Source organism: Enterococcus sp. AZ063, assembly GCF_051715045.1.
GTDB lineage: Bacteria > Bacillota > Bacilli > Lactobacillales > Enterococcaceae > Enterococcus_D > Enterococcus_D casseliflavus.
The window spans coordinates 1,622,482-1,646,680 of the sequence record NZ_JBIOTA010000001.1 but is presented as its reverse complement, the minus strand read 5'-3'; the positions used below and the strand labels follow the sequence as shown (position 1 = coordinate 1,646,680).

At 42.4% G+C, this 24,199-nt stretch carries 24 protein-coding genes; 3 read left to right on the top strand and 21 right to left on the bottom strand.

Features of this window, described 5'->3' with window-relative positions; genetic code table 11:
• Nucleotides 1-56: 56 nt before the first annotated feature.
• Nucleotides 57-1,241, bottom strand: a complete 1,185-nt coding sequence (iadA, locus tag IGK61_RS07565) for a beta-aspartyl-peptidase (protein WP_074536423.1) — start codon at nucleotides 1,239-1,241, stop codon at nucleotides 57-59.
• Nucleotides 1,242-1,271: 30 nt separating this feature from the next.
• Nucleotides 1,272-2,963: a putative basic amino acid antiporter YfcC gene (yfcC, locus tag IGK61_RS07560; protein ID WP_170927566.1), complete on the bottom strand. Its 1,692-nt coding sequence runs from the start codon at nucleotides 2,961-2,963 to the stop codon at nucleotides 1,272-1,274.
• A 320-nt stretch (nucleotides 2,964-3,283) separates the two neighbouring features.
• On the opposite strand from yfcC, the gene IGK61_RS07555 reads away from it, so the two are divergent.
• The gene (locus tag IGK61_RS07555) at nucleotides 3,284-4,579 is read left to right on the top strand and encodes an ISL3-like element ISEfa11 family transposase (RefSeq protein ID WP_074536952.1); all 1,296 of its coding nucleotides are present in this window, start codon (nucleotides 3,284-3,286) and stop codon (nucleotides 4,577-4,579) included.
• A gap of 145 nt (nucleotides 4,580-4,724) precedes the next feature.
• Here the strand turns inward: IGK61_RS07555 and ribF are convergent, their stop codons facing one another.
• The gene (gene ribF, locus IGK61_RS07550) at nucleotides 4,725-5,678 is read right to left on the bottom strand and encodes a riboflavin biosynthesis protein RibF (RefSeq protein ID WP_010748099.1); all 954 of its coding nucleotides are present in this window, start codon (nucleotides 5,676-5,678) and stop codon (nucleotides 4,725-4,727) included.
• 2 nt (nucleotides 5,679-5,680) lie between these two features.
• Nucleotides 5,681-6,607, bottom strand: a complete 927-nt coding sequence (truB, locus tag IGK61_RS07545) for a tRNA pseudouridine(55) synthase TruB (protein ID WP_074536424.1) — start codon at nucleotides 6,605-6,607, stop codon at nucleotides 5,681-5,683.
• Nucleotides 6,608-6,729: 122 nt separating this feature from the next.
• Here truB and IGK61_RS07540 point away from each other — a divergent pair, with 122 nt between their 5' ends.
• The gene (locus IGK61_RS07540) at nucleotides 6,730-7,308 is read left to right on the top strand and encodes a phosphatase PAP2 family protein (protein WP_015509588.1); all 579 of its coding nucleotides are present in this window, start codon (nucleotides 6,730-6,732) and stop codon (nucleotides 7,306-7,308) included.
• Between the two features lie 51 nt (nucleotides 7,309-7,359).
• On the opposite strand, the gene rbfA is transcribed toward IGK61_RS07540, so the two are convergent.
• From rbfA to IGK61_RS07480, 12 genes are all read right to left on the bottom strand, one after another.
• Nucleotides 7,360-7,710, bottom strand: coding sequence for a 30S ribosome-binding factor RbfA (rbfA, locus tag IGK61_RS07535; RefSeq protein ID WP_005225925.1), 351 nt, complete (start codon nucleotides 7,708-7,710; stop codon nucleotides 7,360-7,362).
• A gap of 33 nt (nucleotides 7,711-7,743) precedes the next feature.
• On the bottom strand, nucleotides 7,744-10,449 hold the full coding sequence (infB, locus tag IGK61_RS07530; protein WP_074536425.1) for a translation initiation factor IF-2: 2,706 nt from the start codon (nucleotides 10,447-10,449) through the stop codon (nucleotides 7,744-7,746).
• Nucleotides 10,450-10,461: 12 nt separating this feature from the next.
• Nucleotides 10,462-10,764 (bottom strand): YlxQ-related RNA-binding protein, encoded by a 303-nt coding sequence (locus tag IGK61_RS07525; RefSeq protein WP_015509584.1) that lies wholly within the window; start codon nucleotides 10,762-10,764, stop codon nucleotides 10,462-10,464.
• Nucleotides 10,757-11,053 carry an RNase P modulator RnpM gene (gene rnpM, locus IGK61_RS07520; protein ID WP_005225922.1) on the bottom strand — a complete coding sequence of 99 codons (297 nt, stop codon included), beginning with the start codon at nucleotides 11,051-11,053 and terminating at the stop codon, nucleotides 10,757-10,759. The genes IGK61_RS07525 and rnpM overlap by 8 nt, the downstream gene beginning before the upstream one ends.
• Before the next feature lie 16 nt (nucleotides 11,054-11,069).
• Nucleotides 11,070-12,284 (bottom strand): transcription termination factor NusA, encoded by a 1,215-nt coding sequence (gene nusA, locus IGK61_RS07515; protein WP_074536426.1) that lies wholly within the window; start codon nucleotides 12,282-12,284, stop codon nucleotides 11,070-11,072.
• Nucleotides 12,285-12,305: 21 nt separating this feature from the next.
• Nucleotides 12,306-12,779 carry a ribosome maturation factor RimP gene (gene rimP / locus IGK61_RS07510; RefSeq protein ID WP_005225920.1) on the bottom strand — a complete coding sequence of 158 codons (474 nt, stop codon included), beginning with the start codon at nucleotides 12,777-12,779 and terminating at the stop codon, nucleotides 12,306-12,308.
• Between the two features lie 207 nt (nucleotides 12,780-12,986).
• Nucleotides 12,987-13,328, bottom strand: a complete 342-nt coding sequence (locus IGK61_RS07505; RefSeq protein WP_225582180.1) for a DUF2752 domain-containing protein — start codon at nucleotides 13,326-13,328, stop codon at nucleotides 12,987-12,989.
• The gene (locus tag IGK61_RS07500) at nucleotides 13,325-13,759 is read right to left on the bottom strand and encodes a DUF4234 domain-containing protein (protein WP_008378150.1); all 435 of its coding nucleotides are present in this window, start codon (nucleotides 13,757-13,759) and stop codon (nucleotides 13,325-13,327) included. Before IGK61_RS07500 ends, IGK61_RS07505 begins: the two co-directional genes overlap by 4 nt.
• 151 nt (nucleotides 13,760-13,910) lie before the next feature.
• The gene (gene thrS / locus IGK61_RS07495; RefSeq protein ID WP_074536427.1) at nucleotides 13,911-15,851 is read right to left on the bottom strand and encodes a threonine--tRNA ligase; all 1,941 of its coding nucleotides are present in this window, start codon (nucleotides 15,849-15,851) and stop codon (nucleotides 13,911-13,913) included.
• Between the two features lie 311 nt (nucleotides 15,852-16,162).
• Nucleotides 16,163-16,339: a 2-hydroxymuconate tautomerase gene (locus tag IGK61_RS07490; protein ID WP_005225916.1), complete on the bottom strand. Its 177-nt coding sequence runs from the start codon at nucleotides 16,337-16,339 to the stop codon at nucleotides 16,163-16,165.
• Between the two features lie 88 nt (nucleotides 16,340-16,427).
• The gene (locus IGK61_RS07485) at nucleotides 16,428-16,925 is read right to left on the bottom strand and encodes an ASCH domain-containing protein (RefSeq protein WP_074536428.1); all 498 of its coding nucleotides are present in this window, start codon (nucleotides 16,923-16,925) and stop codon (nucleotides 16,428-16,430) included.
• Nucleotides 16,895-17,767 (bottom strand): aminoglycoside 6-adenylyltransferase, encoded by an 873-nt coding sequence (locus tag IGK61_RS07480; RefSeq protein WP_074536429.1) that lies wholly within the window; start codon nucleotides 17,765-17,767, stop codon nucleotides 16,895-16,897. Before IGK61_RS07480 ends, IGK61_RS07485 begins: the two co-directional genes overlap by 31 nt.
• A 140-nt stretch (nucleotides 17,768-17,907) precedes the next feature.
• Here IGK61_RS07480 and helD point away from each other — a divergent pair, with 140 nt between their 5' ends.
• Nucleotides 17,908-20,190, top strand: a complete 2,283-nt coding sequence (gene helD / locus IGK61_RS07475; RefSeq protein ID WP_438844780.1) for an RNA polymerase recycling motor HelD — start codon at nucleotides 17,908-17,910, stop codon at nucleotides 20,188-20,190.
• A 57-nt stretch (nucleotides 20,191-20,247) separates the two neighbouring features.
• On the opposite strand, the gene IGK61_RS07470 is transcribed toward helD, so the two are convergent.
• The 5 genes from IGK61_RS07470 to rsfS form a co-directional block, all read right to left on the bottom strand.
• Nucleotides 20,248-20,907 (bottom strand): hypothetical protein, encoded by a 660-nt coding sequence (locus tag IGK61_RS07470; RefSeq protein WP_005225912.1) that lies wholly within the window; start codon nucleotides 20,905-20,907, stop codon nucleotides 20,248-20,250.
• Nucleotides 20,908-21,122: 215 nt separating this feature from the next.
• Nucleotides 21,123-21,845: a YebC/PmpR family DNA-binding transcriptional regulator gene (locus tag IGK61_RS07465; protein WP_074536431.1), complete on the bottom strand. Its 723-nt coding sequence runs from the start codon at nucleotides 21,843-21,845 to the stop codon at nucleotides 21,123-21,125.
• A gap of 79 nt (nucleotides 21,846-21,924) precedes the next feature.
• The gene (locus tag IGK61_RS07460) at nucleotides 21,925-23,091 is read right to left on the bottom strand and encodes a nucleotidyltransferase (protein WP_074536432.1); all 1,167 of its coding nucleotides are present in this window, start codon (nucleotides 23,089-23,091) and stop codon (nucleotides 21,925-21,927) included.
• A gap of 27 nt (nucleotides 23,092-23,118) precedes the next feature.
• Entirely contained in the window at nucleotides 23,119-23,847 is a 729-nt protein-coding gene (locus IGK61_RS07455) for a class I SAM-dependent DNA methyltransferase (RefSeq protein ID WP_034695540.1), read from the bottom strand.
• On the bottom strand, nucleotides 23,847-24,188 hold the full coding sequence (gene rsfS, locus IGK61_RS07450; protein ID WP_034695537.1) for a ribosome silencing factor: 342 nt from the start codon (nucleotides 24,186-24,188) through the stop codon (nucleotides 23,847-23,849). The genes IGK61_RS07455 and rsfS overlap by 1 nt, the downstream gene beginning before the upstream one ends.
• Between the last annotated feature and the right edge of the window lie 11 nt (nucleotides 24,189-24,199).

The window sequence follows — 24,199 nt, the reverse complement described above, 5'->3', positions numbered from 1 at the left end:
CTAAAACTCTGTTTAGAAAAACAACCGTTTCTTAGTTTGTCAAAGCTGGAATCTTCTTATGTTAGTTGCTCAAAGGTACCCCACACTTTCACTTCTTGTTTTTCTACCATCGTTCTGCCTTTCGCTAGAACCGTTTCTACTACTAATGTTTCTTTGTTCAGCAAGCAAATATCAGCATCCATCCCTGCTGCAAGACGTCCCTTTTGATCAAGCTTCAATACTTTCGCTGGATTAGAAGTGATTGCTCGAATGGCGATCTCCAATGGAATCTGCTCTTTTTGGACTGCTTCTTTAATGCCTACGATCAAGGCTCGCGAACTACCGACACCCAGACCTATGAATTGATTGTTTTCATCAAAGTACGGGAGGCTGCCTTGCCCATCAGAGGTCATGGTAAATTGATCCAGCCCGATCCCTTCTGCTAACAAACGCTTCAATCCTTTACTGAAGCGAACCTCATCGTCTTCTTTTTCCCAGAAATCAGGATCCTCACTCGCTGTAAAATCAATCGTTCCACCCATTTTTGCAAAAGCAATACTTGCTTCGAAAAGCTCGCTGGTCCGATTGGCATGTGTCGGTAAAAATTGGCTGATTGGAATCTCTGTTTCTTCGATGGTTCGTAAAAGCAGCTCATATTTTCTCTTCCCTCCACCTAAGTGGACGTTTACGATCCCTGCTTTTCCAGAAAGCATCCCACCAACACGGGCATCCGCCACCGCGCGGGTAAATTCTTCGAAACTCGGTTGTGAAGAACGATGGTCAGAAACGGCAATTTCACCGATACCAATGATTTTGTCAATAGTCAAAAAATCTTGAATGATAGAATCGGTGACCGGAGTCAATGGCAATCGATAAGAACCGTCATACAAGTACGTCGTGATGCCTTCTGCCTCTAGTCCACGGGCCTTACTGATCAAGGCAGTCATATCTCTGCCTACTCCGTCAGTACCCAAACACCCAACCACTGTCGTTACCCCCGCAGAGGTCAGCTGAGACAATTTCACTTCTGGTGTCCGGTTCTGAAAGCCGCCTTCCCCGCCACCTCCTAAGATATGAAAGTGGCAGTCAATAAAGCCGGGAACAGCAAGTAACCCTGTGCCATCGATTTCTTCAAGAGGAACCCCTGAGAATCCTCCTTCGATCGAATCTTCAATAGCAATGATCTTGTCTTCGCTTAAAAGAATATCTTTTTTTCCTAAATAGTCAGGCGCATAAACCTCCGCTTGTCGTATCACCTTCATGAGTGCTTCCTCCTCGTGTCTGATTGCTTCTTATTGCAAGCCGATCGCGACTGCAATAAAGATGAAGATCGTTCCTAATACAAATAAGAACCCTTGCATTTTGATCTGGAATTTCGCCCATTTCACCCATTCGATTCTTGCGACACCTAGCACACCGATCAGACTTGCCGATACTGGAGTGAAAGCATCCATGAAGCCTGAGCCTAATTGATAAGCCAATACAGCGATCTGTCTTGAAACTCCCAAAAGATCAGCTAATGGCGCCATGATCGGCATGGTCAATGCAGCTTGACCTGAATTTGAAGTCACGATCAAATTGAAGAAGCTTTGGAAAATGTACATGAACCAGGCACCAATAAAAGCTGGAACATTGCTTAACAAACCGCCGATGCTGTGCAAAATCGTATTCAACGCTGATGGCACATTGGCATCAGAACCGCCGAGAACCAGAAGAATCCCTTTGGCCATCCCTACAACGATTGCAGTTCCTGCCAATTCTGAGGCCCCTGATTGAAAGGCACTCGCCACATCATTCAAGCCCATATTTTCTAATTTGAAAAGAACCGCTATGATTCCTGCCCCTAAGCCCATAACAAAGAATTGAGAAGCGATCTCGGGAATATAATAGCCTTTTTGTGTCACACCCCATACGATCCAGATCAAGACCGCCAACATTTCAACCAAGATCAATTTATGACCTAATAAAAATGGTTTTTGCTCACTGGAGGTTTTTTCAAGATGATTTCGAAAATACGCATCTGATTGATACGTGAGCGATTTCTCAGGATTCTTGCGAATTCTTTCGGCATAGATCATGAGGTATCCTGCGGATAATGCGGTAACCACGACCCACATGATGATTCGGAACGTTGCGCCTGAAAGAACGGGAATACCTGCGATCCCTTGAGCCACTGCCACACTAAATGGACTCATCCACGAGGTGGCATTCCCAATCTGGGAGGCGACATAGGTGACAGTGACCGCCACGATCGAGTCATACCCTAATGCGATCACGAAAGGCACCATGACCATCGAAAACGGAATGACTTCTTCTGCCATCCCAAAAGTAGCACCACCAAATGAAAAAGCAAAGAACAACAGCGGCAATGCCAAACGTTCTAATCCACGGGTTTTGCTGATAAATGCAAAGATCCCCGCATCGATCGCTCCCGTTTGCATGATAATACCAAATGCACCACCGACCACTAAGATCAGTGCTGCGATCCCAACTGCTGAGCCGTATTTGTCGCCAGAAACCAACCCTTCAAAAACAAAATTTAAAAAGCCGAAACCGCCAAAGTCATCGGTTCCCCAAACCTTGGCTGTTTTATGCAGTTTTTCAGAAGTATCATAAATCTTTTCGCCATAAAGGCTGTAAAGGGTGTCATCCGTTAGCCCGACCTCATCTAATTGACTCTGGGACAACTCTTTAGGCCCTTCAGCTAGAACAGCTGCTAAAGCCTCAGGATCGACATCTAATTCTTCCAGCTCTTGTGGATCGTCTTCCAATTGATTCAACTGTTGATAGACGTATTCGTTATCTAACGGGTAGGCATAACGAAACGAATCTTGCATCAAGACCGTTCTAGTACTTATGTCACCATTTGCATCGGTATACTCGATTTCTTGTGTACTAAATTTCCCAGCAGGAACTAAGAAAGTCAGCAACCAAGCCAACAGCACGACCCCAAAAATGATGACATACGTATGCGGCGTTTTCATTTTGGTTAAATCTTTCTTTTCTTTCCCCTTTTTCGCTTTTTTTCCAATTGTCACTTTTTCTCTCCCTTTCCCTTTGCAGCGTACTGCATAAATTATCATTTTAGCCTATTTTTTAGTATATCGAAAAAACGTTTTTTCCTCATGGGGAAAGCATTAGAATTCAAATAAACTACGTTATAAAAAGGGCTCTATAATTTATGGGACTGATGAATCAGAATTGATTCTTCAGTCCCATTTTCATTTTAGGTATTAAAAAACATATCGTTCTCTAGTATGATTAAATCACCACAAAATAAACAACTGAGAGGACGATATGCTATATGAATGATTCTATCAAAAAAATGCTGAGAATAATAGAGAAAGATTTGATGATTACAGAGGTCTCTTACGAGACCCTTCAGAAGAAAAAGACGTTGGTCGTCGATGCTGTTCTCTCGCCTACTCCTCGTGCTTGTAGAAGTTGTGGTTCTACTGTGGTAGATGGAAACGGGAAAGCAATTATAGTGAAAAATGGGAAGAAGGAAACGATTGTCCGTTTTGAACAATACAATCATATGCCTTTGGTTATGCGCCTAAAAAAGCAGCGCTATACCTGTAAAAACTGCCGAACCCATTGGACTGCTCAAAGTTATTTTGTCCAACCCAGACATTCAATCGCAAATCATGTTAGATATAAAATTGCTTCTTTACTGACTGAAAAAGTATCTTTATCTTTTATTGCGAAAAGCTGTCAGGTATCTTTGACCACCGTTATTCGTACATTGAAAGAGTTTAAAAGCTATTTACCAAAGCAATCCAAGAAGATTCTCCCCAGAGTATTGATGGTTGATGAATTTCGTTCGCATGCTTCCATAGAAGATAAAATGAGCTTTATTTGCGCAGATGGCGAAACAGGAAAATTAATAGATGTTTTGCCTACGCGTAAATTACCTCGATTAACAAGCTATTTCTTAGGTTGTACCAATCCAGAAGAAGTAGAATTCTTGGTGACAGACATGAACGCCGCCTACTTCCAGCTCACCAAACGTGTTCTGCCAAATGCGAAAGTAGTGATTGATCGGTTTCATATTGTCAAACACATGAATCAAGCGTTCAATGAGTTGCGTATCCGTGAAATGAATGAACTTCGTAAAGCAGGACAGAAAAGCCAGGCAGAAAAACTGAAAAAGAACTGGCGCTTTTTGCTAAAAAATCGTGCAAACATCAACCATTATGAATACAAAACATGGAAAAGTTTCCGAGCACCAAAATACCCATTTCTTACTGAAGCAATGATGATTGATCGATTGCTTGAGTTTTCTACGCCCCTGAAGGAGGCGTATCCCTTTTTTCATGAATTAGTTGAAGCCTTTCGAGACAAAGACCCTGACTTATTTTTCTGCATATTGGCAGAACTTCCCAAAACGTTAGATGACGGCTTTCGGGAGAAGCTTCAAAACCTTCTGACCTATGAAGAAGGCATCACCAACGCAATGATCTATCCTTATTCCAATGGAAAAATAGAAGCGAAGAATACCCACATAAAGACAATGAAACGAGTATCCTACGGATTTAAATCATTCGAGAACATGAGAATTAGAATCTTTTTGATCAATAAATTAATCAATGTAAGATAACAAAAAATCTGAGCCAGAATGTGGTTCATTCTGACCCAGATTTGATTTTGCACAACTCATCAGTCCTTATTGACAAAGAGCCATAAAAAGAGAGAAAAAGAAAAAGTGAAAAGAAGCCAGAAACGCTTCTTTTCACTACGAATGACTAGTTTTCTTCAGAAAGCCCATCAAAATAAGCTTCAGTGTCTCGTTCATCTTGCTTTAATTGCTCGATCAACGCTTGTGCGCCATTGAAAGCGACTTGATCACGTAAGAAATGATGCCAACGGATCGCCACGGTTTCACCATAGATATCTTGGTGAAAATCGAGAATATAAATCTCTACTGTTAACTGGCGACCTTGACCAAACGTATCATTGTGACCAATCGATCCCATCGATGGATACCACTTGTCACCAACTTTGATTTCCGTCACATAGACGCCTTCTTTTGGCAACCGAACGGTGCTCTTCACTTTGATATTTGCGGTTGGAAACCCAAGTTCTCGTCCTCTAGCATCACCGTGAACGACGGTTCCTTCAAATTCATAAATATACCCTAACAAGCGATTGACTTGCGCCATATCACCATTTTGTAGTGCAGAGCGAATGCGTGTGGAGCTGACCTTTTCCTCATGAAACGATTCTTGCGCGACAGTCACGACTTCAAAACGTCCTTCTGCATAGGTTGGCAAAAGCGCCATGTTGGCTATCTCTTTCTTGCCATAGGTATAGTCAAAACCTGCAACAACAACTTTTGCATGCAGTCCGATCATGTATTCATCTACAAATACTTGCGGTGCCAAATTTGCAAAAGCAGAAGTAAATTCAATGATATAAAGAATATCTACCCCAAGTTGTTCCATGTGCGCTTCTTTTTGCGGCAAACTGGTCAGGTATTGCATTTTTTCAGGATCAACCTTTTGAAAAACGATCGAGGGATGCTGATTAAAGGTCATCAACGCCAATTTTAACCCTTTCTCCTCTGCAATCTTTCGTCCTGTTTCAATGACTTTTTGATGACCTAAATGCACGCCATCGAAAAAGCCTAAAACTAAGACGATCTCCTCATCAGGAATCGCTGCGTGATCATAAGGGTGTCTTATTTCAATGATTTCCATATTCATTCTCCTATTTCTGTACGGATGACTTTTACCGGTTTCATCATATCCTGGTATTTGTCATGAGCTTTATAGATACTGATCAATTGTTCTCGATAAAAAATCGCCACTAATTCCTCTGGGCGCTTTGGTAATCCAAACGCGCTGAAGGGCAAACGCATGCCATTTTTTACTTTCTGCCAGAGGTCTGCATCGATCGTCACTTGAAGAAATTCTGATACCCCGTATTCTAAAGGTAGTAGTAGTTCCGAAACACGTTGTTCATCGACTGCCTTTTGCACCTCAGCAATCGTGTAGGATTGTTCTTTTGAAAAACCACCGCTTTTTAGGCGAGTCAAATCAGACATATGCGCGGGTACACCCAGCAATTTCCCTGTGTCGACCGCTAATGTGCGAACATAAGTCCCTTTTCCACAAGCAACTTCAAAACGCCAGCTTTGCGTATTGTCCTCATGAATAATCGGCTCTGAAATTCGTTCAAAGGAATAAATTTCTGCTTTGCGCTGTGGCCGCTCGACAGTTTCATTGTTGCGAGCATATTCGTAAAGTCGTTTGCCATTGACTTTGACCGCCGAATACATCGGCGGGATCTGGGTAATCGTCCCCGTCAGCTGTTTCATTGCCTGATCGATCTCTTCCTTCGTAAACGGACGAGTTAGTGCTTGTTGTTCAACGATATCCCCCGACCGATCTTCTGTAGTGGTACTGAAGCCCAAAGTGATTTCCCCCGTGTAGACTTTTCCAGAATCAACCAAGTATTCGACGATCTTCGTTCCTTTTCCGATACAAATGGGCAAGACACCATCCACGTCAGGATCTAGTGTGCCGCTGTGTCCGATTTTTTTTGTCTTTAATATTTTTCGCAATTTAAACACGCAGTCGTGACTTGTTTGTCCACGCTCTTTCCATAATGGTAAAATCCCGTCCATCGTATTCCTCCATTTCACTTCAACTTGCTTATTATAACATATAAAAAAAATTCATTGCACGACAAAATCCTTTTCGCTCTTTCTCATTACATGATAAACTAAGCATATAAGGAGGTCCTAAAATGGTTGTTTTAACGATAGGGTCATTTATTGGATTTGCCATTTTTTTGATCATGATTCAGCTCGGCACGATGCAGCGTTGGGAAGAAGCGTTTGCTTTGCAGATCATCCAAAGCCGTACGCCCTCTTTGACGCGCATGATGCACTTTTTTACCAATTTAGGAAAAGCCTTTCCGACAGTTGCGATCGCTTTACTGTTGTTTGCCTTTCCATCATCGCGGGCGGATCTTGCACCAAAAACAGCAGTCAGTATCTTCATAGTATCAGCAGCTGCTTACTTGATCAAACGAATCGTCCGACGAGATCGTCCCATCGATCATCGTTTAGTTGAAGAAAAAGATCACAGCTTTCCTAGTGCTCATGCTGCCACATCCGCTGCCATGTATGGAACGATCGCCTTGAATCTTGGACAATTGGTTCCCTCAGCTGTCATCCCGATGACCTTACTGGCAATTTTGCTTAGCTTTATGATTGGCTTTAGCAGAGTCTACTTAGGGATCCATTTTTTAACAGATGTGATCGGTGGTTGGCTCTTAGGGGCAGGTGTTGCTGGACTGGTTACTTTACTGATGAATTCCTGATGCTTTTTCCAAATAAAAAAGAACAGCTTCGACTGGAAGCTGCTCTTTTTTTTATTCTTCTGAGTGCAATGCGCGAATCATTTCATCAATTTTATTCCCGTATTGTACAGATTCATCCAACTCGAATTGGATTTCTGGAACTTTGTAGAGCGTTAGCGCTTGGCCTAGTTCACGACGAACCAACCCAGTTGCTTTTTCCAGTCCTGCTTGGGCTTTTTGCTTATCTGAAGCCAAGTCCGTCAAGGTGCTGTAAAAGATCGTTGCTTGCTGCAAATCTCCAGTTACTCGTACATCTGTGATCGTCACATCTTGCACGCGAGGATCACGAACTTTTTTACGAAGAATTTGATTGACTTCTTTTAAGATTTCTTGCGCCACTCGGCGATCTCGATAGTTAGCCATTCAAAAAGCCTCCTTGTGTAGTTGTCATTTCGTTTATTTTGTTGGTACTTCTTCCATGACATAGCCTTCGATCACATCATCGACTTTTACATCGTTGAATTTCTCGATCATCGCGCCACATTCAAACCCAAGCTTCACTTCTTTGACATCGTCTTTGAAGCGTTTCAAGCTGGCAAGTTTGCCTTCATAGATGACGATACCGTCACGAATCACCCGTACACCACTGTCACGGCGAATGCTGCCTTCCGTTACGTAGCAACCAGCGATCGTACCAACTTTAGAAACTTTGTAGGTTTCACGAACGATCATTTGACCGGTGATTTTTTCTTCGAATTCAGGATCAAGCATCCCTTTCATCGCTGTTTCGATTTCTTCGATCGCTTTGTAGATAATGCGATGCAAACGAATATCGACTTCTTCTGCTTCTGCTTGCTGTTTGGCTTGCGGTGTAGGGCGGACGTTGAATCCGATGATGATAGCATTACTTGCTGCTGCTAGCGTTACGTCACTTTCATTAATGGCACCAACGGCTGAATGGACGATGTTTACTCGCACACCTTCAACATCGATTTTCTTCAATGACGCAGCTAACGCTTCGGCTGAACCTTGTACGTCTGCTTTGATGATGACGTTCACTTCTTTCAGTTCGCCTTCTTTTAGACTTTCAAACAAGTTATCCAATGTCACACGACTGCTTGATGCACGTTGTTCCATCAAGGCACGTTTTGCACGTTCTTCACCTGCTGCCCGAGCCGTTTTTTCATCTTCAAAGGTAACGAAACGGTCACCTGCTTGAGGGACATCGTTCAATCCTGTGATTTCGACTGGCGTTGCAGGTCCAGCTGCTTTATCACGACGACCTAAATCATTCGTCATCACGCGGACACGACCGAAAGTGTTCCCCACAACGATTGGATCACCAACATGAAGAGTTCCTTGTTGTACCAATAGTGTTGCTACAGGACCTTTGCCTTTATCAAGGCGCGCTTCAATAACGGTACCGATCGCCCGTTGGGTAGGATCAGCTTTCAAATCTTCGACTTCTGCTACTAAGAGGATCATTTCAAGCAATTCTTCAATGTTTTGCCCAAATTTCGCTGAGATTTCAACGAAGATCGTATCCCCACCCCAAGCTTCTGGGATCAACTCATGTTCACTTAATTCTTGCATCACATGTTGAGGGTTAGCACCTGGTTTATCGATTTTGTTAACTGCAACGATGATTGGCACTTTTGCTGCTTTCGCATGGTTGATCGCTTCCACCGTTTGCGGCATGACACCATCATCAGCTGCGACAACTAAAATCGTAATATCAGTGATACTTGCTCCCCGTGCACGCATACTGGTGAACGCCGCGTGTCCAGGAGTATCTAAGAAAGTGATTGGTTTGCCATTGATGTCGATTTGGTAAGCCCCAATATGCTGCGTGATTCCTCCAGCTTCACCACTTGTTACGCGTGAATGACGTAACGTATCAAGCAATGTTGTTTTCCCGTGGTCAACGTGACCCATGATGGTAACAACAGGTGGTCGTGATACTAAATTCTCTTCAATTTGTTCTTCTGCTTCGAAGAATTTATCGATGTCTGCGATATCCACTTGAACTTTTTCTTGTGGTTCGATTCCGTAATCGGTAGCAAGCAGTTCAATCGTATCTTTATCTAAAGGTTGGTTTTGATTGACCATAACCCCCATCATAAAGAGCTTCTTGATGATCTCTGCTGGTTCACGGTAGATTTTTTTCGCGATATCCGCTACGTTCATGCCTTCTGTATATTCCAATACTTCTGGCAGTTCACGGAATTTACGTGCTGGAACTGGCGGTTTCTTTTCCGTCTGCTGACGGCCTTTTTTCCCTTTTTTGTTAAATTTATTGCGATTGTTGTTGTTGAAATTGTTATTGCGTCCACCGTAATTTGACTTGCCGCGGTTTTGATTTCCTCCACGGGAATCATTCGAGCCTTGCGTACGGTTGTTGTTGCGGTCTGCCCCTTGCGTATTTCCTGCAGATTGAGCGGCTGGACGGTTTTGTTGCCCTTGATTGTTCGGACGATTTTGTTGTCCTTGGTTGTTTGGACGGTTTTGCTGTCCTTGGTTATTCGGACGATTTTGTTGCCCTTGGTTGTTTGGACGGTTTTGTTGTCCTTGATTGTTCGGACGATTTTGTTGTCCTTGGTTATTCGGACGGTTTTGCTGTCCTTGATTGTTCGGACGATTTTGTTGTCCTTGGTTGTTTGGGCGATTTTGTTGCCCTTGATTATTCGGACGGTTTTGTTGTCCTTGGTTTGTTGGGCGGTTTTGTTGCCCTTGATTGTTACGATTCTCTTGGTTATTCACTCGATTATGACTTCCTTGGTTATTTGGTCTGTTACTTCCTTGACTGTTCGTGCGCTCTACTTGTCCTTGACCAGCAGGACGGTTATTGCTTTGCGTAGTTCGCTGTTGACTTTGATTGTTATGACGGTTTTGGAAGTTAGGATTATTTCTTTGCGTTTTAAATTTCTTTTGTTCTTGTTTTTCCGGCTGGTTGGCTGGTTTCTGATTTGCGGGATTTGAGTTTGCAGATGTTTTACCATTTGGATTGCCGCCTAATGACTGCTGCAATTTCTGCGCCTCTCCATCTGAGATCGCGCCCATATGATTTTTGACATCAAAGCCTAAAGATTGTGCTTTTTCAACAACCTCTTTGCTCGATTTGTTCCATTCTTTTGCAAGTTCATAAATTCTTTTTTTCCCCATGCAATCACCTTCCTAACCTAATATTAATTCCTGCACCTTCCTTGCAAATCCTTGATCTAAGATGCCAATGACCATTCTTGGTTTCCCAATGGCCGCACTGATTTCATCAGCAGAAAATGCATCTAGGAGCGGAATTTCGTAATAAGAACTTTTGTCCTTAATTTTCTTTTGTGTATTTTTACCAGCATCACTGGCGACAATGACCAAAGCAGCTTTCTCATTGCGAATCTCTTTTAAAGTCATTTCTTCACCAGTCACTAATTTCCCAGCACGCATGGCTAGTCCTAACATATTTAATGCTTTGGTTTTATTCATTTGCAAATAACTCTTTTCGCGCTTTTTGGTGCGTTACATAGTCCAATAGTTCTTGGTAAAATTCATCTGTCAATTTCGTTTCCAGCACTCGATCCAAGATACGCTTATCCCATGCTTTCTGGGCTTCAGCCGGTTCGATCGCTATATAAGCTCCCCGACCTGGCATTTTTCCTGTCGGATCGATGGAAACAACGCCTTCTTTTGAACGAGTGATACGAAGCATTTCTTTCTTAGGTAGCATTTCGCCTGAAATCACTGATTTTCGTAAAGGAATTTTTCGTTTTTTCATCACGATCTCACCTCAACTATTTTTCGTCAAACTCAACATTTTCATAATCATCCGCAGTCATGTCTGATGGAAGGATCGCTTCATCAACTGTTTCTGCAGATTCTGTTGCTTCTGTGCTGATTTCTTCAGCAGCTTCTGAAGCAGTTGCATCATACTCATCGATATAGTCGCCTTCATCCAGCTTCGCATAAAACTCTTCCATATCTGTTTCTGATTTGATATCGATTTTGAAGCCAGTCAATTTGGCTGCTAGACGAGCATTTTGTCCGCGTTTACCGATCGCCAATGATAATTGGTAATCAGGAACGACAACAGTACATGCTTTCGGATTATCAACGTCGAAAATAACGTCGCTGACTTCTGCTGGATTCAACGCATTGGCGATAAAGATCGCTGGATCTTCATTCCATTCCACGATGTCCATGTTTTCGCCTTTTAGTTCATTGACGATCGCTTGAACCCGTTGACCTTTAGGGCCGACACAAGTGCCGACTGGATCGACGTTGGCATCAAAGGAACGAACAGCGACTTTGGCACGATCCCCTGCTTCACGAGCAATACTTACGATCTCTACAGTACCATCATATACTTCTGGCACTTCTTGTTCAAATAATCGGCGTAGCAAATCTGGATGGCTACGGCTAACGAATACTTGAGGGCCTTTCGAAGTATTTTCAACACGAGAAACGAATACTTTGATCCGATCATGGGGTTGATAAAACTCATTTGGCATTTGGTCTTGTTTTGAAAGCACGGCTTCAATTTTGCCTAAGTTTACATAGATATAACGATTGTCTTGGCGTTCAACGATTCCTTGCAGAATGTCTTTTTCGTACGCACTAAATTCGTTATAGATAATGTTTCTTTCTGCTTCACGGACCCGTTGCAAAATGACTTGTTTTGCCGTTTGCGCCGCAATACGACCAAAGTCTTTAGGCGTTACTTCAAAACGGATTTTGTCGCCGATTTCATAAGCGGGATTGATTGTCATCGCTTCTTTTAATGAAACCTCTAGTTGCGAGTCCATGACTTCTTCTGTCACTTCTTTGACTGCATAGACGTGGATGTTGCCTTTTTTCTGATCAAATTCAACTTCCACATTTTGTGCTTGCCCGTAATGACGTTTGTAGGCTGAAACCAATGCCGCTTCCAAGGCATCGATGACAATCTCTTTTGAAATGCCTTTCTCTGCTTCTAATGCATCCAATGCATTCAACATTTCTTTACTCATGATTCTTTCATTCCTCCGTGTTTAAAATTGAATGGCTAAACGAGCTTTGGCAATATTTTTCCGGTCGATCGTTCGTTCTTTTTCTCTGGTTTTGATTCGGGTCTTAATAACTAGCTGATTTTCGTCGAATGACTGTAAAAAGCCTTCGAACTGTTTTTCTCCATCAATCGGTTGATATAAAGAAACATGAATGTACTCGCCGACTGCCCGTTGATAATCTGCTTCTTTCTTCAATGGACGCTCGGCGCCAGGGGAAGAAACTTCCAAGAAATAGGCCTGTGGAATAGGATCAGGTTCGCATTGGTCTAATTGTTCACTAAGTTGTTCACTGACAAAGGCACATTCCTCGATATCGATTCCGCCTTCTTTATCGATGAACACACGAAGAAACCAATTTTTCCCTTCCTTCACGAATTCTACTTCAACTAATTCAAATTTTTGCGCATCCAGAATAGGGGTCACTATATCTGTAACAGTTTCCACTACCGTACTCACAACATCGCCTCCTTTATTTCTCAACGAAACGAACTTCATTCCATTAAAAAGAGTGAGCGAAAAAACCGCTCACTCACTCTAAGTATCATTACATTGTAAATATAACACAATTTTCATAAAGATTCAACTACTGTCGCATGTTCCCTTCGCTTTCAGAAAAAAACAAAGCATTTTCTTAAAGATTTTTAATGCTTGGGTGAATGGCTGTTAGTGAATCACTTGACCAATCCGACGTAGTAGTTGTGGGAAAATGCTCTCTGGATCAAAGTCCATTGGCGCGTCATGTGGGAAATGAAGCCAGAGCCGACCACCATAAACCACTAGTACCAAAAGTGTCAAGGTCAGCCACAGGTTGTGACTGTGGTAAAGTTTGCTGATTTTCGGATTTTTTTTGAACAAAACGATTCCGAATACGATCGGCACTAACCAAAACAAGGGATGAAAATGCAGCGCTCCTTCAAGATCACCCTGAAATAAGTGCAAGTAGGCGCGCGTCATGCCACAACCTGGACAAGGAAACCCCGTTAACCATTTAAACGGACAAATCAATAATCGACCCAATCATCTGAATCAGACGAATCGTTTGTATTGTTAGATGAGGTCATGGCATTTTGATCAGCTGCTTCCCACATTTGGTTCATATCTCCTTGTAAAATCGCCATGTTGATGAAATCAAAAGCAAAAAGGCTCAAGACGACAAAAAGGATTTTGTTGTCACTTAGACGAGGCATATTCGCTCGTTGTTGTGCACTCATAAAGATATCCGCGATTCGATACCACCAATAAATTTGGTACAATCCGCAAGTAAGGATCGTGAGTAAAATCGACGTTTCTGGCGAAAGACGATTATCCCCGCTGTACTCTGCCAGCTCTTTGGTTGTTTGGTACATCCAAAAGAATGTATAAATGCCACAAGTAATAAATGTTAATAAAATGACCGATACAACCGATTTCTTTCTAACTCCGTAATTATAATTCATCACAAACTCCTTTTCTTTTTTTCATTTTTGCCACTTATCAATTATACTACAATATAATCATCATAACAAAACCTATTTATTTATTTTTATGAATTTAGACAAAAAAGCACCGTCTTAAAGAAGGTGCTTTTTCGCTTCATCCATCATAAAACTATTTTCGACTATAGTTTTTCACTTCTGCAGCCATTGCATCAACAAACAGATTCAATTCTTCGACTTGAGTCTCTTTGCTGCCGTAGCGACGGATATTGACTGTCGCGTCATTGACTTCTTGATCCCCAACAACGATTTGGTAAGGAATTTTTTGGGTTTGTGATGCGCGGATCTTATACCCCATTTTTTCGTTGCGGTCATCCACTTCTACCCGCAGTCCTTGTGCCTGCAAGCGTTCTTTGATTTCGTAAGCATAGTCACTGTGAGCTTCGACTGAAACTGGAATGATCGATGCTTGGATCGGCGCCAACCAAGTTGGGAATGCGCCTTTATAGACTTCCGTCAGATAAGCCACAAAGCGTTCCATTGTTGAAACGATTCCGCGGTGGATCACCACTGGACGGTGGTTGTTTTCACCATCTTCACCAACATACGTTAGGTCAAACCGTTCAGGCAATAAGAAATCTAATTGGATCGTTGACAAGGTTTCCTCCATGCCTAAAGCTGTTTTCACTTGGACATCTAGTTTTGGTCCATAGAAAGCTGCTTCGCCTTCTGCTTCAAAATAATCCAATTCTAATTCATCCATAGCGGCTTTTAGCATCGTTTGCGCATTTTCCCACATTGCATCGTCATCAAAATATTTGTCTTTGTTTTGTGGATCACGATAACTTAGACGGAAACGATAATCGGTGATATTAAAGTCTTCATAAACACCGATCATTAAATCAAGTGTCCGTTTGAATTCTTCTTTGATTTGATCCGGACGGACGAATGTATGCCCATCGTTTAAAGTCATTTCCCGAACCCGTTGCAATCCAGATAATGCCCCTGATTTTTCATAGCGGTGCATCATGCCTAATTCAGCGATCCGAATAGGTAGCTCACGATACGAATGAATGTCATTTTTATAAACCATCATATGATGCGGACAGTTCATTGGTCGCAATACTAACATTTCCCCATCACCCATATCCATTGGCGGGAACATGTCTTCATGGTAATGATCCCAGTGCCCTGAGGTTTTGTATAGATCCACGTTTGCCATGATTGGTGTATACACATGTTGGTACCCTAAGCTGATTTCTTTGTCCACGATATACCGTTCGATCGTACGACGGATCGTAGCTCCTTTTGGCAGCCAGAAAGGCAAACCAGCGCCGACTTCAGGTGATAACATGAACAATTCTAATTCTTTTCCTAATTTGCGATGATCGCGTTCTTTTGCTTCTTCCCGTAAACGGATAAATTCCTTCAAGTCTTTTTTATCGAAAAAGGCTGTTCCGTATACCCGTTGCATCATCTGGTTGTCAGAGCTTCCACGCCAGTAAGCACCTGCCACTGATAACAATTTGTACACTTGGATACGACCAGTTGATGGGACGTGAGGACCGCGGCAAAGATCGACAAATTCACCTTGCTGATAGGCAGTAATCGTTTCATCATCTGGTAATTCAGTGATCAACTCTACTTTGTATGGATCTTCGGCAAAAAGGGTCAACGCTTCTTCTTTTGTTAACACGCGGCGTTCGATTGGCAGATTTTCTTTGATGATCTTCATCATCTCTGCTTCGATTGCTGGTAAATCTTCTGTAGTTACTGGGTTTTCCCCATTGTCTGTGTCATAGTAAAAACCAGAATCAATTGCAGGTCCTACCCCAAAATGGATCGATGGATAGAGTCTGCGCATAGCTTGAGCCATTAAATGAGCTGTCGAATGACGAAGTAAGCCTAAGGCGTCTTCATGATCGGGTGTCACGATCTCTATCGTTGCATCTTCTTCGATCGGACGTGAAAGATCGATCAGTTGTCCATTGACTTTTCCAGCTAAGGCTTTCTTTGCAAGACTTTTCGAGATACTTTCAGCAATCTCTTTGGTTGTTACCCCAACAGCAAATTCTTTTTTTGCGCCATCAGGAAATGTAATAAATAATGACATATGAATGTCCTCCTTTGATGATTTCAATCAATAAAAAAAGTCCTAGTATCGGTTACGATACTAGGACGATCACTCGTGGTTCCACCTATTCTTCAAAAACAGAAAAAGTCTGTTTTCCTCTTCATGAGATAACGGTTCAACCGCCTCCGTTTCAACAGAGGTCTTAAAAAAGTGGTCATCCTTTGGTTTTCTTCCAGGAAATTTTCAGCCAAGATTTCCCTCTCTTATCGAAGACTCTCAAATTCAGGTGTCTTTTTTATTGATCGATTATGGCTCAATTAAACCACTCTCTTGATAAAAAAGCAAGAGAATTATTTCCAATCGCCATTCACAGCATAGGTTCCTTGCTTCATTTCATTGATGATAACATGGATATGCTCTTTAGGGGCGCCTGTATTTTTATGGACCGCCTCAGTGATTTCTTTCATCATATTCGTCAATTGTTCTTGCGAACGTCCTTCAACTAGTTCGACATGGATAAATGGCATACGATTTCCTCCTTTGTTTGCTTTTGATTATACACCTTTTTCAAAAAGACAAAAACTATTGCCTTGGTTTCCAAAGAAAACCATGACTTTATTCTTCCTGATAAACGACAGAAAACTTTTCGCAAACACACAGTATTTGATCGTGAAAAGACAAACCCGCTGAGTCATAGGCTCGTCGAAAAAAAGCTTCATGAACACGGCGCCAATAAGCCAAAGTGCGATCTCCTTCCCCTTCTAAAAAGGCAAAGGCTGCTGTCACCTCATCAAAAGGCACGATCGACACTGACTCTAAGTAAAGAACAGCTTTTGGTACATCCGACCCATTTAAAAGGACACTATAGGTTCCTGATTGCGGCAATGCTTCTTGCTCGATTTCATAGAGCGCAGCGGCAGATGTCGTTGCCGTCTTTTTGCCAGCTAAAACCAGTGCTGCCAGTTCATCGGCCATTTGTGGTGTATCACCAAAGGACCAAGCATCTTCATAGGTCAAAGGAGATTGATTTCTTGGATTTGCTATTAAAAACCGCTGCCAAAACGCCTGAATCTGACTGTCTTTTATTTTTGATTCTCTGGTTCCATCTGCCAATTTTTTTCACTCCAATACTTCGTATATGCTTGGACATTCTCAGCTTCTTGCCAATCATAGGCCAACCCTAATTTCTCGCTGATGTTCTTTGCTTGGCCATCAAAACGTTTTTGCATCTTCAAGAGGGACTGACCGCAGGCAGTGATCGTGGAAAAATCAAGTAATGAGGTCAATTCCCGCCACTCCTTTTCCGTTAGAAACGACTGTAGGTATTTATGATTTTTCCCAGTACTCACCTGAAATTGCTGAGCTTGGGCAACGAACAAATCTTCAATCCATAACAATTCTTGCCAACAAATGGTGTATAAATGATCCGCAGCATAAATCAGCTGCTTTCGAAGCAGCCCTTTGACGACATACGTGCTTACCCACCAAAATTCGTTGCAGTGTTCCTGAAAAGCGGCTTGGGTCGGGCGCTTGATCCAGTAATGCGAATGATTTGCTTGATTAGCAAAACTTAGTATTTGGTCTGGATCAAGCAGCGGCTGCAAGCCTGGTTCGTTAGCCAGACGATCGACCAGTGCAAGTGGACATAGCATGAGATCGATTCTTACTCCGTCTAAAAAATGCATCAAGTACGTAAAACACCCGCCCAAACTTGGCGGATAGATAGTGCTTGCTTCAGGTGTTTGCTTGATCATGATCGGCCCAAAGGCTTCTAACCATGAAGGATCATCGACCAAGGGCTGAATATCATCCATAACGTAAACCACATCAAAGTCTTGCAAAAAATCTTTTGGCGCCTGTGGATCGGTCCGTGAACCAGATAAACCGATGGCACGTGCCCCGACACGTTTCCCCACAGACAGGATCAATTGGTGCAATTCTGCTTCTTCCCTCACCGTCTCCACCTCTTTTTCGTTTCGTTTTTGAACACCTAAGCTCTTTTTATAAATATTAGCATAGTTTCTTTTTTTCCACGACATTCGCAGGGAAAATATGCTATAATTTTATGTCGCAATTTTTTTAAGGAGGATCCTTCGTGAACGAACGTCAAAAAGAACAACAACATGTCAATGAAACCATTGCTCTGATCCACAGAGAACAAGCGATCCTTTCGCAGCAAAAACAAGAGTTAGCCGCTAAAATGGATGATCAATTAAAAGAAATCGCCGATAAGAAAATTCGCGGGGGCGACAGTGAAGCCTTTTATGAATCAGTTATCGAGTACCAGCAGCATGAACAAGAATTGCTGATAAAATACCAAACCGCTGAATCACAAGAAAAACGCGTCAAAACCTTAACAACGATGGCGGGCAATCCGTATTTTGCTCGAATCGATTTCAAAGAAGAACAAGAAACCGAGACCCTCTATTTGGGGATCGCTTCATTGCGAGACAAAGATGAAGAAACGATCGTCATTGACTGGCGCGCACCGATCGCCAATCTTTACTATGAAGGAGAGCTTGGTGAGACCTTCTACGAAACAGACACTGATCGGTTTACGGTAGAATTGCTTTTGAAACGCCAATTTAAAATTCAAAATGGTGAAATCTTGTCGATGGTCGATACTTCGGAGATCATCAATGACGAATTTTTGTTGGAAATATTGGATGAAGCCTCTTCTTCTCAAATGCGTAACATCGTTTCAACGATCCAAAAAGCACAGAATCAAATCATTCGTGATACCACCAATAAATTCTTACTGATCGAAGGGATTGCTGGAAGTGGGAAAACCTCTGCTTTGTTGCAGCGGGTCGCCTTTTTACTTTATCGGAATCGCAAATGGTTGGACGAAAAACAAGTCTTGCTGTTTTCACCCAATCATTTGTTTTCTGACTATATTTCCATGGTCCTGCCTTCTTTAGGTGAAAGTGAAGTGCCCACAAGAACCTTCCACCACTTTATCCAATTGATTCTGACTGGCTATGAAGTGACGAAAGAAACCCAACAAGAAGAAACCTTTTTAAGCGGCGACGATGATGATGCCATTGAAAAAATCAAAAGTAGTCTTTTCTTGGTGGAAAAAATCAACCGTTATGTCCGTTCGATTGCACCGATCGGTCCCTTGTTCCGTGATCTAAAAATCCAAGGGCAAACCTATTTGACAAAAGAACAGATTCGCCGCTGGTATCAAGAAACCAATAACGAACTGCCGATTTACCAAAGAACCCAACTGCTTCAAACGAAATTATTAAAAAAAATCGGCGGCTTGGAAAAAGATGAAGCCAAAAAAGACTGGGTCAAAGAAGCGACCGAAGAACAATTGCAACAAGTATTTGCCAATGATCCTCATCAAGAATACAGCGAAGAAAACGAACGCCGTTTGCGGAAGAAACTTAGACAGCAGATCGTCCGCAAGAAGTTCCGTTCCTTGACGCGGGGAGTGAAAAACTTTCAGTTTATCAACCAAGCCAAGCAATACTTACACTTTTTACAATCGGTTGAGTCTGCTGCAGTCAAAGAAACTGGCATCGAGGCTGCGGCTTGGCAGCAAAGTATTGCCGATATTCGACAAGGCATGCGCCAAAGACAGATCAAACAAGAAGACGCCGTTTTGTTTTTCTTACTGATCAAACAGCTTTATCCTGTTCACGTCGAAGAAAAAGCTCGGTTTATCTTTATCGATGAAATGCAGGATTTTCCACCAGCACAAGTGGCTCTACTGCGTCAGCTTTATCCAAAGGCTGGCATCACCCTGTGCGGCGATTTGAATCAAAAAGTGTATGGCAATGAAACGATCGTCGGGGCATTAGCAGAATTATTCCCCCGCGAAAGTGTGAAACGTTATCAATTGAAAACCAGCTATCGTTCGACTAAGGAAATCACAGATTTCGCCAATCAATTTTTAGTTGGCAGTGATCAAGTGGAATTGACGGCTCGTAAAGGGGCGGTACCAACAATTGTTAAAGGAACTGCAACTGAAAATCTGGCTTTCCTAGAAACCAGTATTCGTGACGCCGCTGAGAATCAGCGTTGGCGCACCGCGATCATTTGTAAAACCGCAAAGGATTGCCAGCAGTTATATGCCCAGCTGGCAGAAACAATGCAGGAACAAGTGCAGCTGATCACCTCTGAAGAAGACTTCATGAAACGCAATGTGATGATCTTCCCGGCCTTTTTAGCAAAAGGGCTAGAGTTTGACCAAGTATTTGTCTGGACACCAGGTGCCACTTTCGTGACTGAACAAGACCAATTGATTTTTTATACAATGGCGACACGGGCGATGCATCAGTTGACCGTCCTCACCCAAGAGGAATTGCCGCTGCTAGCAAAAGCTGATCCTACCACTTATCAGTTCCAAGAAGCATCAACGATCGTATAACAAAAAACATCACTTTCGGCGAGTTCCCAAAGGAAACAAGCCGAAAGTGATGTTTTTTTAGCCTTTTAACTCGCCAATAAATAAACGGGTTTCTGGATAGCGCATCCCTACGATGGTTAAAATCATTTGCAGCTCAGAAACGTGTTCGGGATCTTCTGGAACGAATAATTTTGTATGTCGTCCAATGCTGCCGTTATCGATCAAGCGATGGGTACGATTCCACTCACTAAATTCTTCAATCGTCGTAAAGCGACTAAGAGGAAAGCCAGCGCCATCCAGAATTTCTGTCAATCGAAAAAGTACATAGGAACTGTCGATGACAAATTCTTTTCTATGAGGCAAAGCACGCGTTCGTTTATAATCAATAATTGCTTTTTCTGGTCGGTGCTCTAAAAGCCAATCCAACAGCAAGAAGAACCCTTCCATTCGATACTCATCGATAAAGAGCCGTTCAGAGTATTCCGACATGCGAAAGACTAAAGGAATCAAGAATCGCTCTTTATATATTAATAAGGGTGCGCGATCAACGACGACATTTAAATAACGATTCAAATAAGAAGAGCCACGATAATCACCTAGACGATACCCTTCCACCCCATACTTTTGATATTTCCGACAAAGAGCCGAGCAGTCAGAAATCGATACAGACACTTCTGCTAGCTTTTCAAAACCACTTAAGATTCGATTAAATGGCTCTAAAACGATTTTTTCTTCCATGTCTGCCCCCCTAACGATTTGTTTGCTTATGTAGTAAATCATAACACATAAAATGTATAGAAACCAACTGAAAAGATGATCAACACAGAAGAATTTTCAGTAAATGAGCAACGCTACCGCTTCATTATTTCTCTTGCATAAGCGACAAAGTCTCTACATAAAAAAACATACTAAAAAAATGGCAGCCAGATTGTCTCTAGGCTGCCAAGTGACACTTATTCTTCCGCATCTGCCACATTGTGATAGACGTTTTGTACGTCTTCAAGATCTTCTAACACATCGATCATTTTTTCGAATTTTTCTAGATCGTCACCCGTCAAGGTTACTTCATTTTGAGGAATCATTTGCATTTCTGCAATTGAGAATTCAGTGATTCCTTTTTCTTTCAAGGCTTCTTGAATGGCATGGAAGTCACTTGGTTCACCGTGAACGATGATTTGTCCATCTTCTTCAACAACATCACGAACATCGATCTCTTTGTCCATCAAATATTCTAAGATTTCATCCGCATCGTCACCGGCAAAGCCAAAGAGTGCCGTGTTATCAAACATATAAGCAACAGCCCCTGAAACACCCATATTCCCGCCGTTTTTACCAAAAGCGGCCCGAACATCGGCTGCGGTACGATTGACGTTATTTGTCAACGTGTCGACAATCACCATTGATCCATTTGGTCCAAATCCTTCGTATCGAAGTTCTGCGTATTGTTCATCGCCAGAACCTTTGGCTTTTTCAATCGCACGGTCAATAATGTGTTTTGGCACATTGTAGGTTTTCGCACGTTCGATAACAAAGCGTAATTTTTGGTTCGCGTGAGGATCAGGATCACCCGATTTTGCTGCTGCGTAGATTTCGATTCCAAATTTTGCATAAACTCGGCTATTGTTTGCATCTTTAGCAGTTTTCTTCGCTACGATATTTGCCCATTTACGACCCATGATTTCACTTCGCTTTCTTGTTTTTAAAAATCCTTATTCATTATACTTGTCAAATGGCGTTCTGTGAAGTAATTTTCACTTATTTATCAATAAAAAGCGGAATTCTTCGAAAATTTTGTTCTGTGATTTGAGGATTCCCTTGCTGATAGATCTGGTCGATCCGCAATGACAAGCCGTAGCGCTGTGCTTCTTGCTTACCGAATTTAGCGATCAGCGGCAGGGTCAGCTCTTTTTTGACCTCTTTTAAATAGTGCTGCCCTTGCTTCGTATACCCTAAGACTCGAATAAAGGAATGTTCTTGGGCTTCCTTCATTTCAGCTTTTGTCACTTGGAACAATACATAACAAGCAAGGCGCTGCAGCCGCGTTTGGGTATAACGCTTCGTCTTTAACAACTTGATGAAATCTGCAAAAGAATCCGCCGCCGTCACATATTGTTTCAGTCGATATTCTAGTCCTTCTTCCATCTGGTAAATAGCCGCTAATTTTTCAAGAGGGGCAGAAATGATCTGGTATTGAAGGTACGGCCAAAAAGCTTCCCAGTCGACTGTTGCTTGTGAAAGAAAGTTTTGTGTAGCTTCCGGAACAAAATCCGCAACAGCTGCACCTTGTTTGATTGCTTGGCGAATGGCTGTTGCACTGGCGATCGTGGGATGATCGAATTGTTCTGAATGATAGGACGCCGCAACACGTTGGATGGGGACCAAGCGCAATGGTTTTTCATAATGTAACACTTCCCGTGCATACGCCATACCCAACAGATGATTCGGCTGATCTTTTTCTGCATGGTACTCAGGATAAAGCTCACTGAGAACCGCACTCATTTTTTGACTATAGGTAGCATTTTGCCTCGCTAAGCGTTGAAATGCGTCATCGATCATTAGTTGATTTTCTTTTTCAAAGTGAGCAAACTTGGCATAGTCGAAGGGTTGTTTCGTATCTGTGCCAAAGCATAACAACTCACATTGCAGATCCTGCAGAATCCTAATCGCTCCCGCTGCAAAAAAATCAGCAGAGTGGACGGCCCAAGCGGGGGGCAATTCGACGATCAAGTCTACGCCATGTTGTAGTGCTGCTTGAGCTCGCTGCCATTTATCGATGATTGCTGGTTCGCCACGCTGTAAAAAATTCCCACTCATCACCGCAACGACGACATCAGCGTTCGTTACTTGCCGTGCTTTTTCCACATGGTATTGGTGTCCATGGTGAAAAGGATTGTATTCTACGACTAGTCCGCAAGCCTTCATCGACATCCCTCCTGTTTTACATAACGGTTACTTATGGCAGACAAAAAACCAGCGACGGCTTTTTTCATTTGGCTTCGTATCGATAAAATCGGCATAGCATTCAACATTAGCAAAACCAGCATTTTCTAACATTCTTAAATAGCTTTCAAGAGGATAGGTTCTTTCTTGATGAAGCTCATCTAAGCGTTCAAACAACCCATTCTCTTGTGCAACAAAAAAGGTCAAGAAGTGTTCAATGCTATGGTCTTTTTCGCCTTGATAGCTTTCCCAAAGAAAGGCAAATTCATCGGTTTGGTAATGATAGCTATAATCAGGAAAGACTTCATCGATTTGATATACGGAATGCACATCAAATAAAAAGACGCCATCTTCTTCTAAACAACTGTAAACACCATCAAACACTTGCTGCACACTCTGCTCGTCTTCCATGTAGCAAAGGGAGTCAGAATAGCAGGTAATTGCTTGATAGGTGCCAACATCTACGAGATCCAGCATGTCACCCGCAACAAATTGCACAGCCGCCTCTTCTTTTTCAGCCCGTTGACTAGCGATCATCAGCATCTCTTCTGAAAGATCTAACCCAGTCACGTCAAAACCAGCCTTGGCAAACTCAACGGCTAACGCACCAGTTCCACAAGCCAATTCTAACAGCTGTTTTCTTTTTCCTAAATGACGACAAGAAAAATCCAGCCACTTTTTATAGAGACTGGAATCCATTACTTCGTCATAGACAAATGCGAAGGTTTCGTAAGCCATTACGCCACGACCCATTCATTAAGATCCACAAGCGGCGCATCAGACCATAATTTTTCTAGGTTGTAAAAAGCACGTTCTGAGGCACTGAATACGTGAACGATCACGTCACCTAAGTCGATCAAGACCCATTTTCCACCATCTTTTCCTTCGACACGACGAACAGATACTTGATTTTCTTCTTCTTTATCGATGACTTCATCAATGATCGCATTGATTTGACGTTCGCTATTTCCTGAACAGATCACAAAGTAATCTGCTAGCAAAGAGATTTCCCGCACATCTAATGCCATAATATCTTCGGCATGTTTTGAATCGGCGGCTTTTACAGCAATTTCTAATATTTTCTGACTAT

Excerpts from the sequence above, each read along its gene's own strand:
- yfcC (WP_170927566.1), bottom strand. The coding sequence starts at position 2,963 with ATGAAAACGCCGCATACGTATGTCATCATTTTTGGGGTCGTGCTGTTG.
- truB (WP_074536424.1), bottom strand. The coding sequence starts at position 6,607 with ATGGACGGGATTTTACCATTATGGAAAGAGCGTGGACAAACAAGTCAC.
- IGK61_RS07470 (WP_005225912.1), bottom strand. The coding sequence starts at position 20,907 with ATGGAAGAAAAAATCGTTTTAGAGCCATTTAATCGAATCTTAAGTGGT.
- IGK61_RS07500 (WP_008378150.1), bottom strand. The coding sequence starts at position 13,759 with ATGAATTATAATTACGGAGTTAGAAAGAAATCGGTTGTATCGGTCATT.
- IGK61_RS07525 (WP_015509584.1), bottom strand. The coding sequence starts at position 10,764 with ATGAATAAAACCAAAGCATTAAATATGTTAGGACTAGCCATGCGTGCT.
- infB (WP_074536425.1), bottom strand. The coding sequence starts at position 10,449 with ATGGGGAAAAAAAGAATTTATGAACTTGCAAAAGAATGGAACAAATCG.
- iadA (WP_074536423.1), bottom strand. The coding sequence starts at position 1,241 with ATGAAGGTGATACGACAAGCGGAGGTTTATGCGCCTGACTATTTAGGA.
- IGK61_RS07555 (WP_074536952.1), top strand. The coding sequence starts at position 3,284 with ATGAATGATTCTATCAAAAAAATGCTGAGAATAATAGAGAAAGATTTG.
- IGK61_RS07460 (WP_074536432.1), bottom strand. The coding sequence starts at position 23,091 with ATGAAGGCTTGCGGACTAGTCGTAGAATACAATCCTTTTCACCATGGA.
- IGK61_RS07465 (WP_074536431.1), bottom strand. The coding sequence starts at position 21,845 with ATGGGTCGTAAATGGGCAAATATCGTAGCGAAGAAAACTGCTAAAGAT.
- IGK61_RS07540 (WP_015509588.1), top strand. The coding sequence starts at position 6,730 with ATGGTTGTTTTAACGATAGGGTCATTTATTGGATTTGCCATTTTTTTG.
- thrS (WP_074536427.1), bottom strand. The coding sequence starts at position 15,851 with ATGTCATTATTTATTACATTTCCTGATGGCGCAAAAAAAGAATTTGCT.
- rbfA (WP_005225925.1), bottom strand. The coding sequence starts at position 7,710 with ATGGCTAACTATCGAGATCGCCGAGTGGCGCAAGAAATCTTAAAAGAA.
- rnpM (WP_005225922.1), bottom strand. The coding sequence starts at position 11,053 with ATGAAAAAACGAAAAATTCCTTTACGAAAATCAGTGATTTCAGGCGAA.
- IGK61_RS07455 (WP_034695540.1), bottom strand. The coding sequence starts at position 23,847 with ATGGCTTACGAAACCTTCGCATTTGTCTATGACGAAGTAATGGATTCC.
- ribF (WP_010748099.1), bottom strand. The coding sequence starts at position 5,678 with ATGGAAATCATTGAAATAAGACACCCTTATGATCACGCAGCGATTCCT.
- nusA (WP_074536426.1), bottom strand. The coding sequence starts at position 12,284 with ATGAGTAAAGAAATGTTGAATGCATTGGATGCATTAGAAGCAGAGAAA.
- IGK61_RS07490 (WP_005225916.1), bottom strand. The coding sequence starts at position 16,339 with ATGCCATTTATCCATGTCGAACTAGTTGAAGGACGTTCGCAAGAACAA.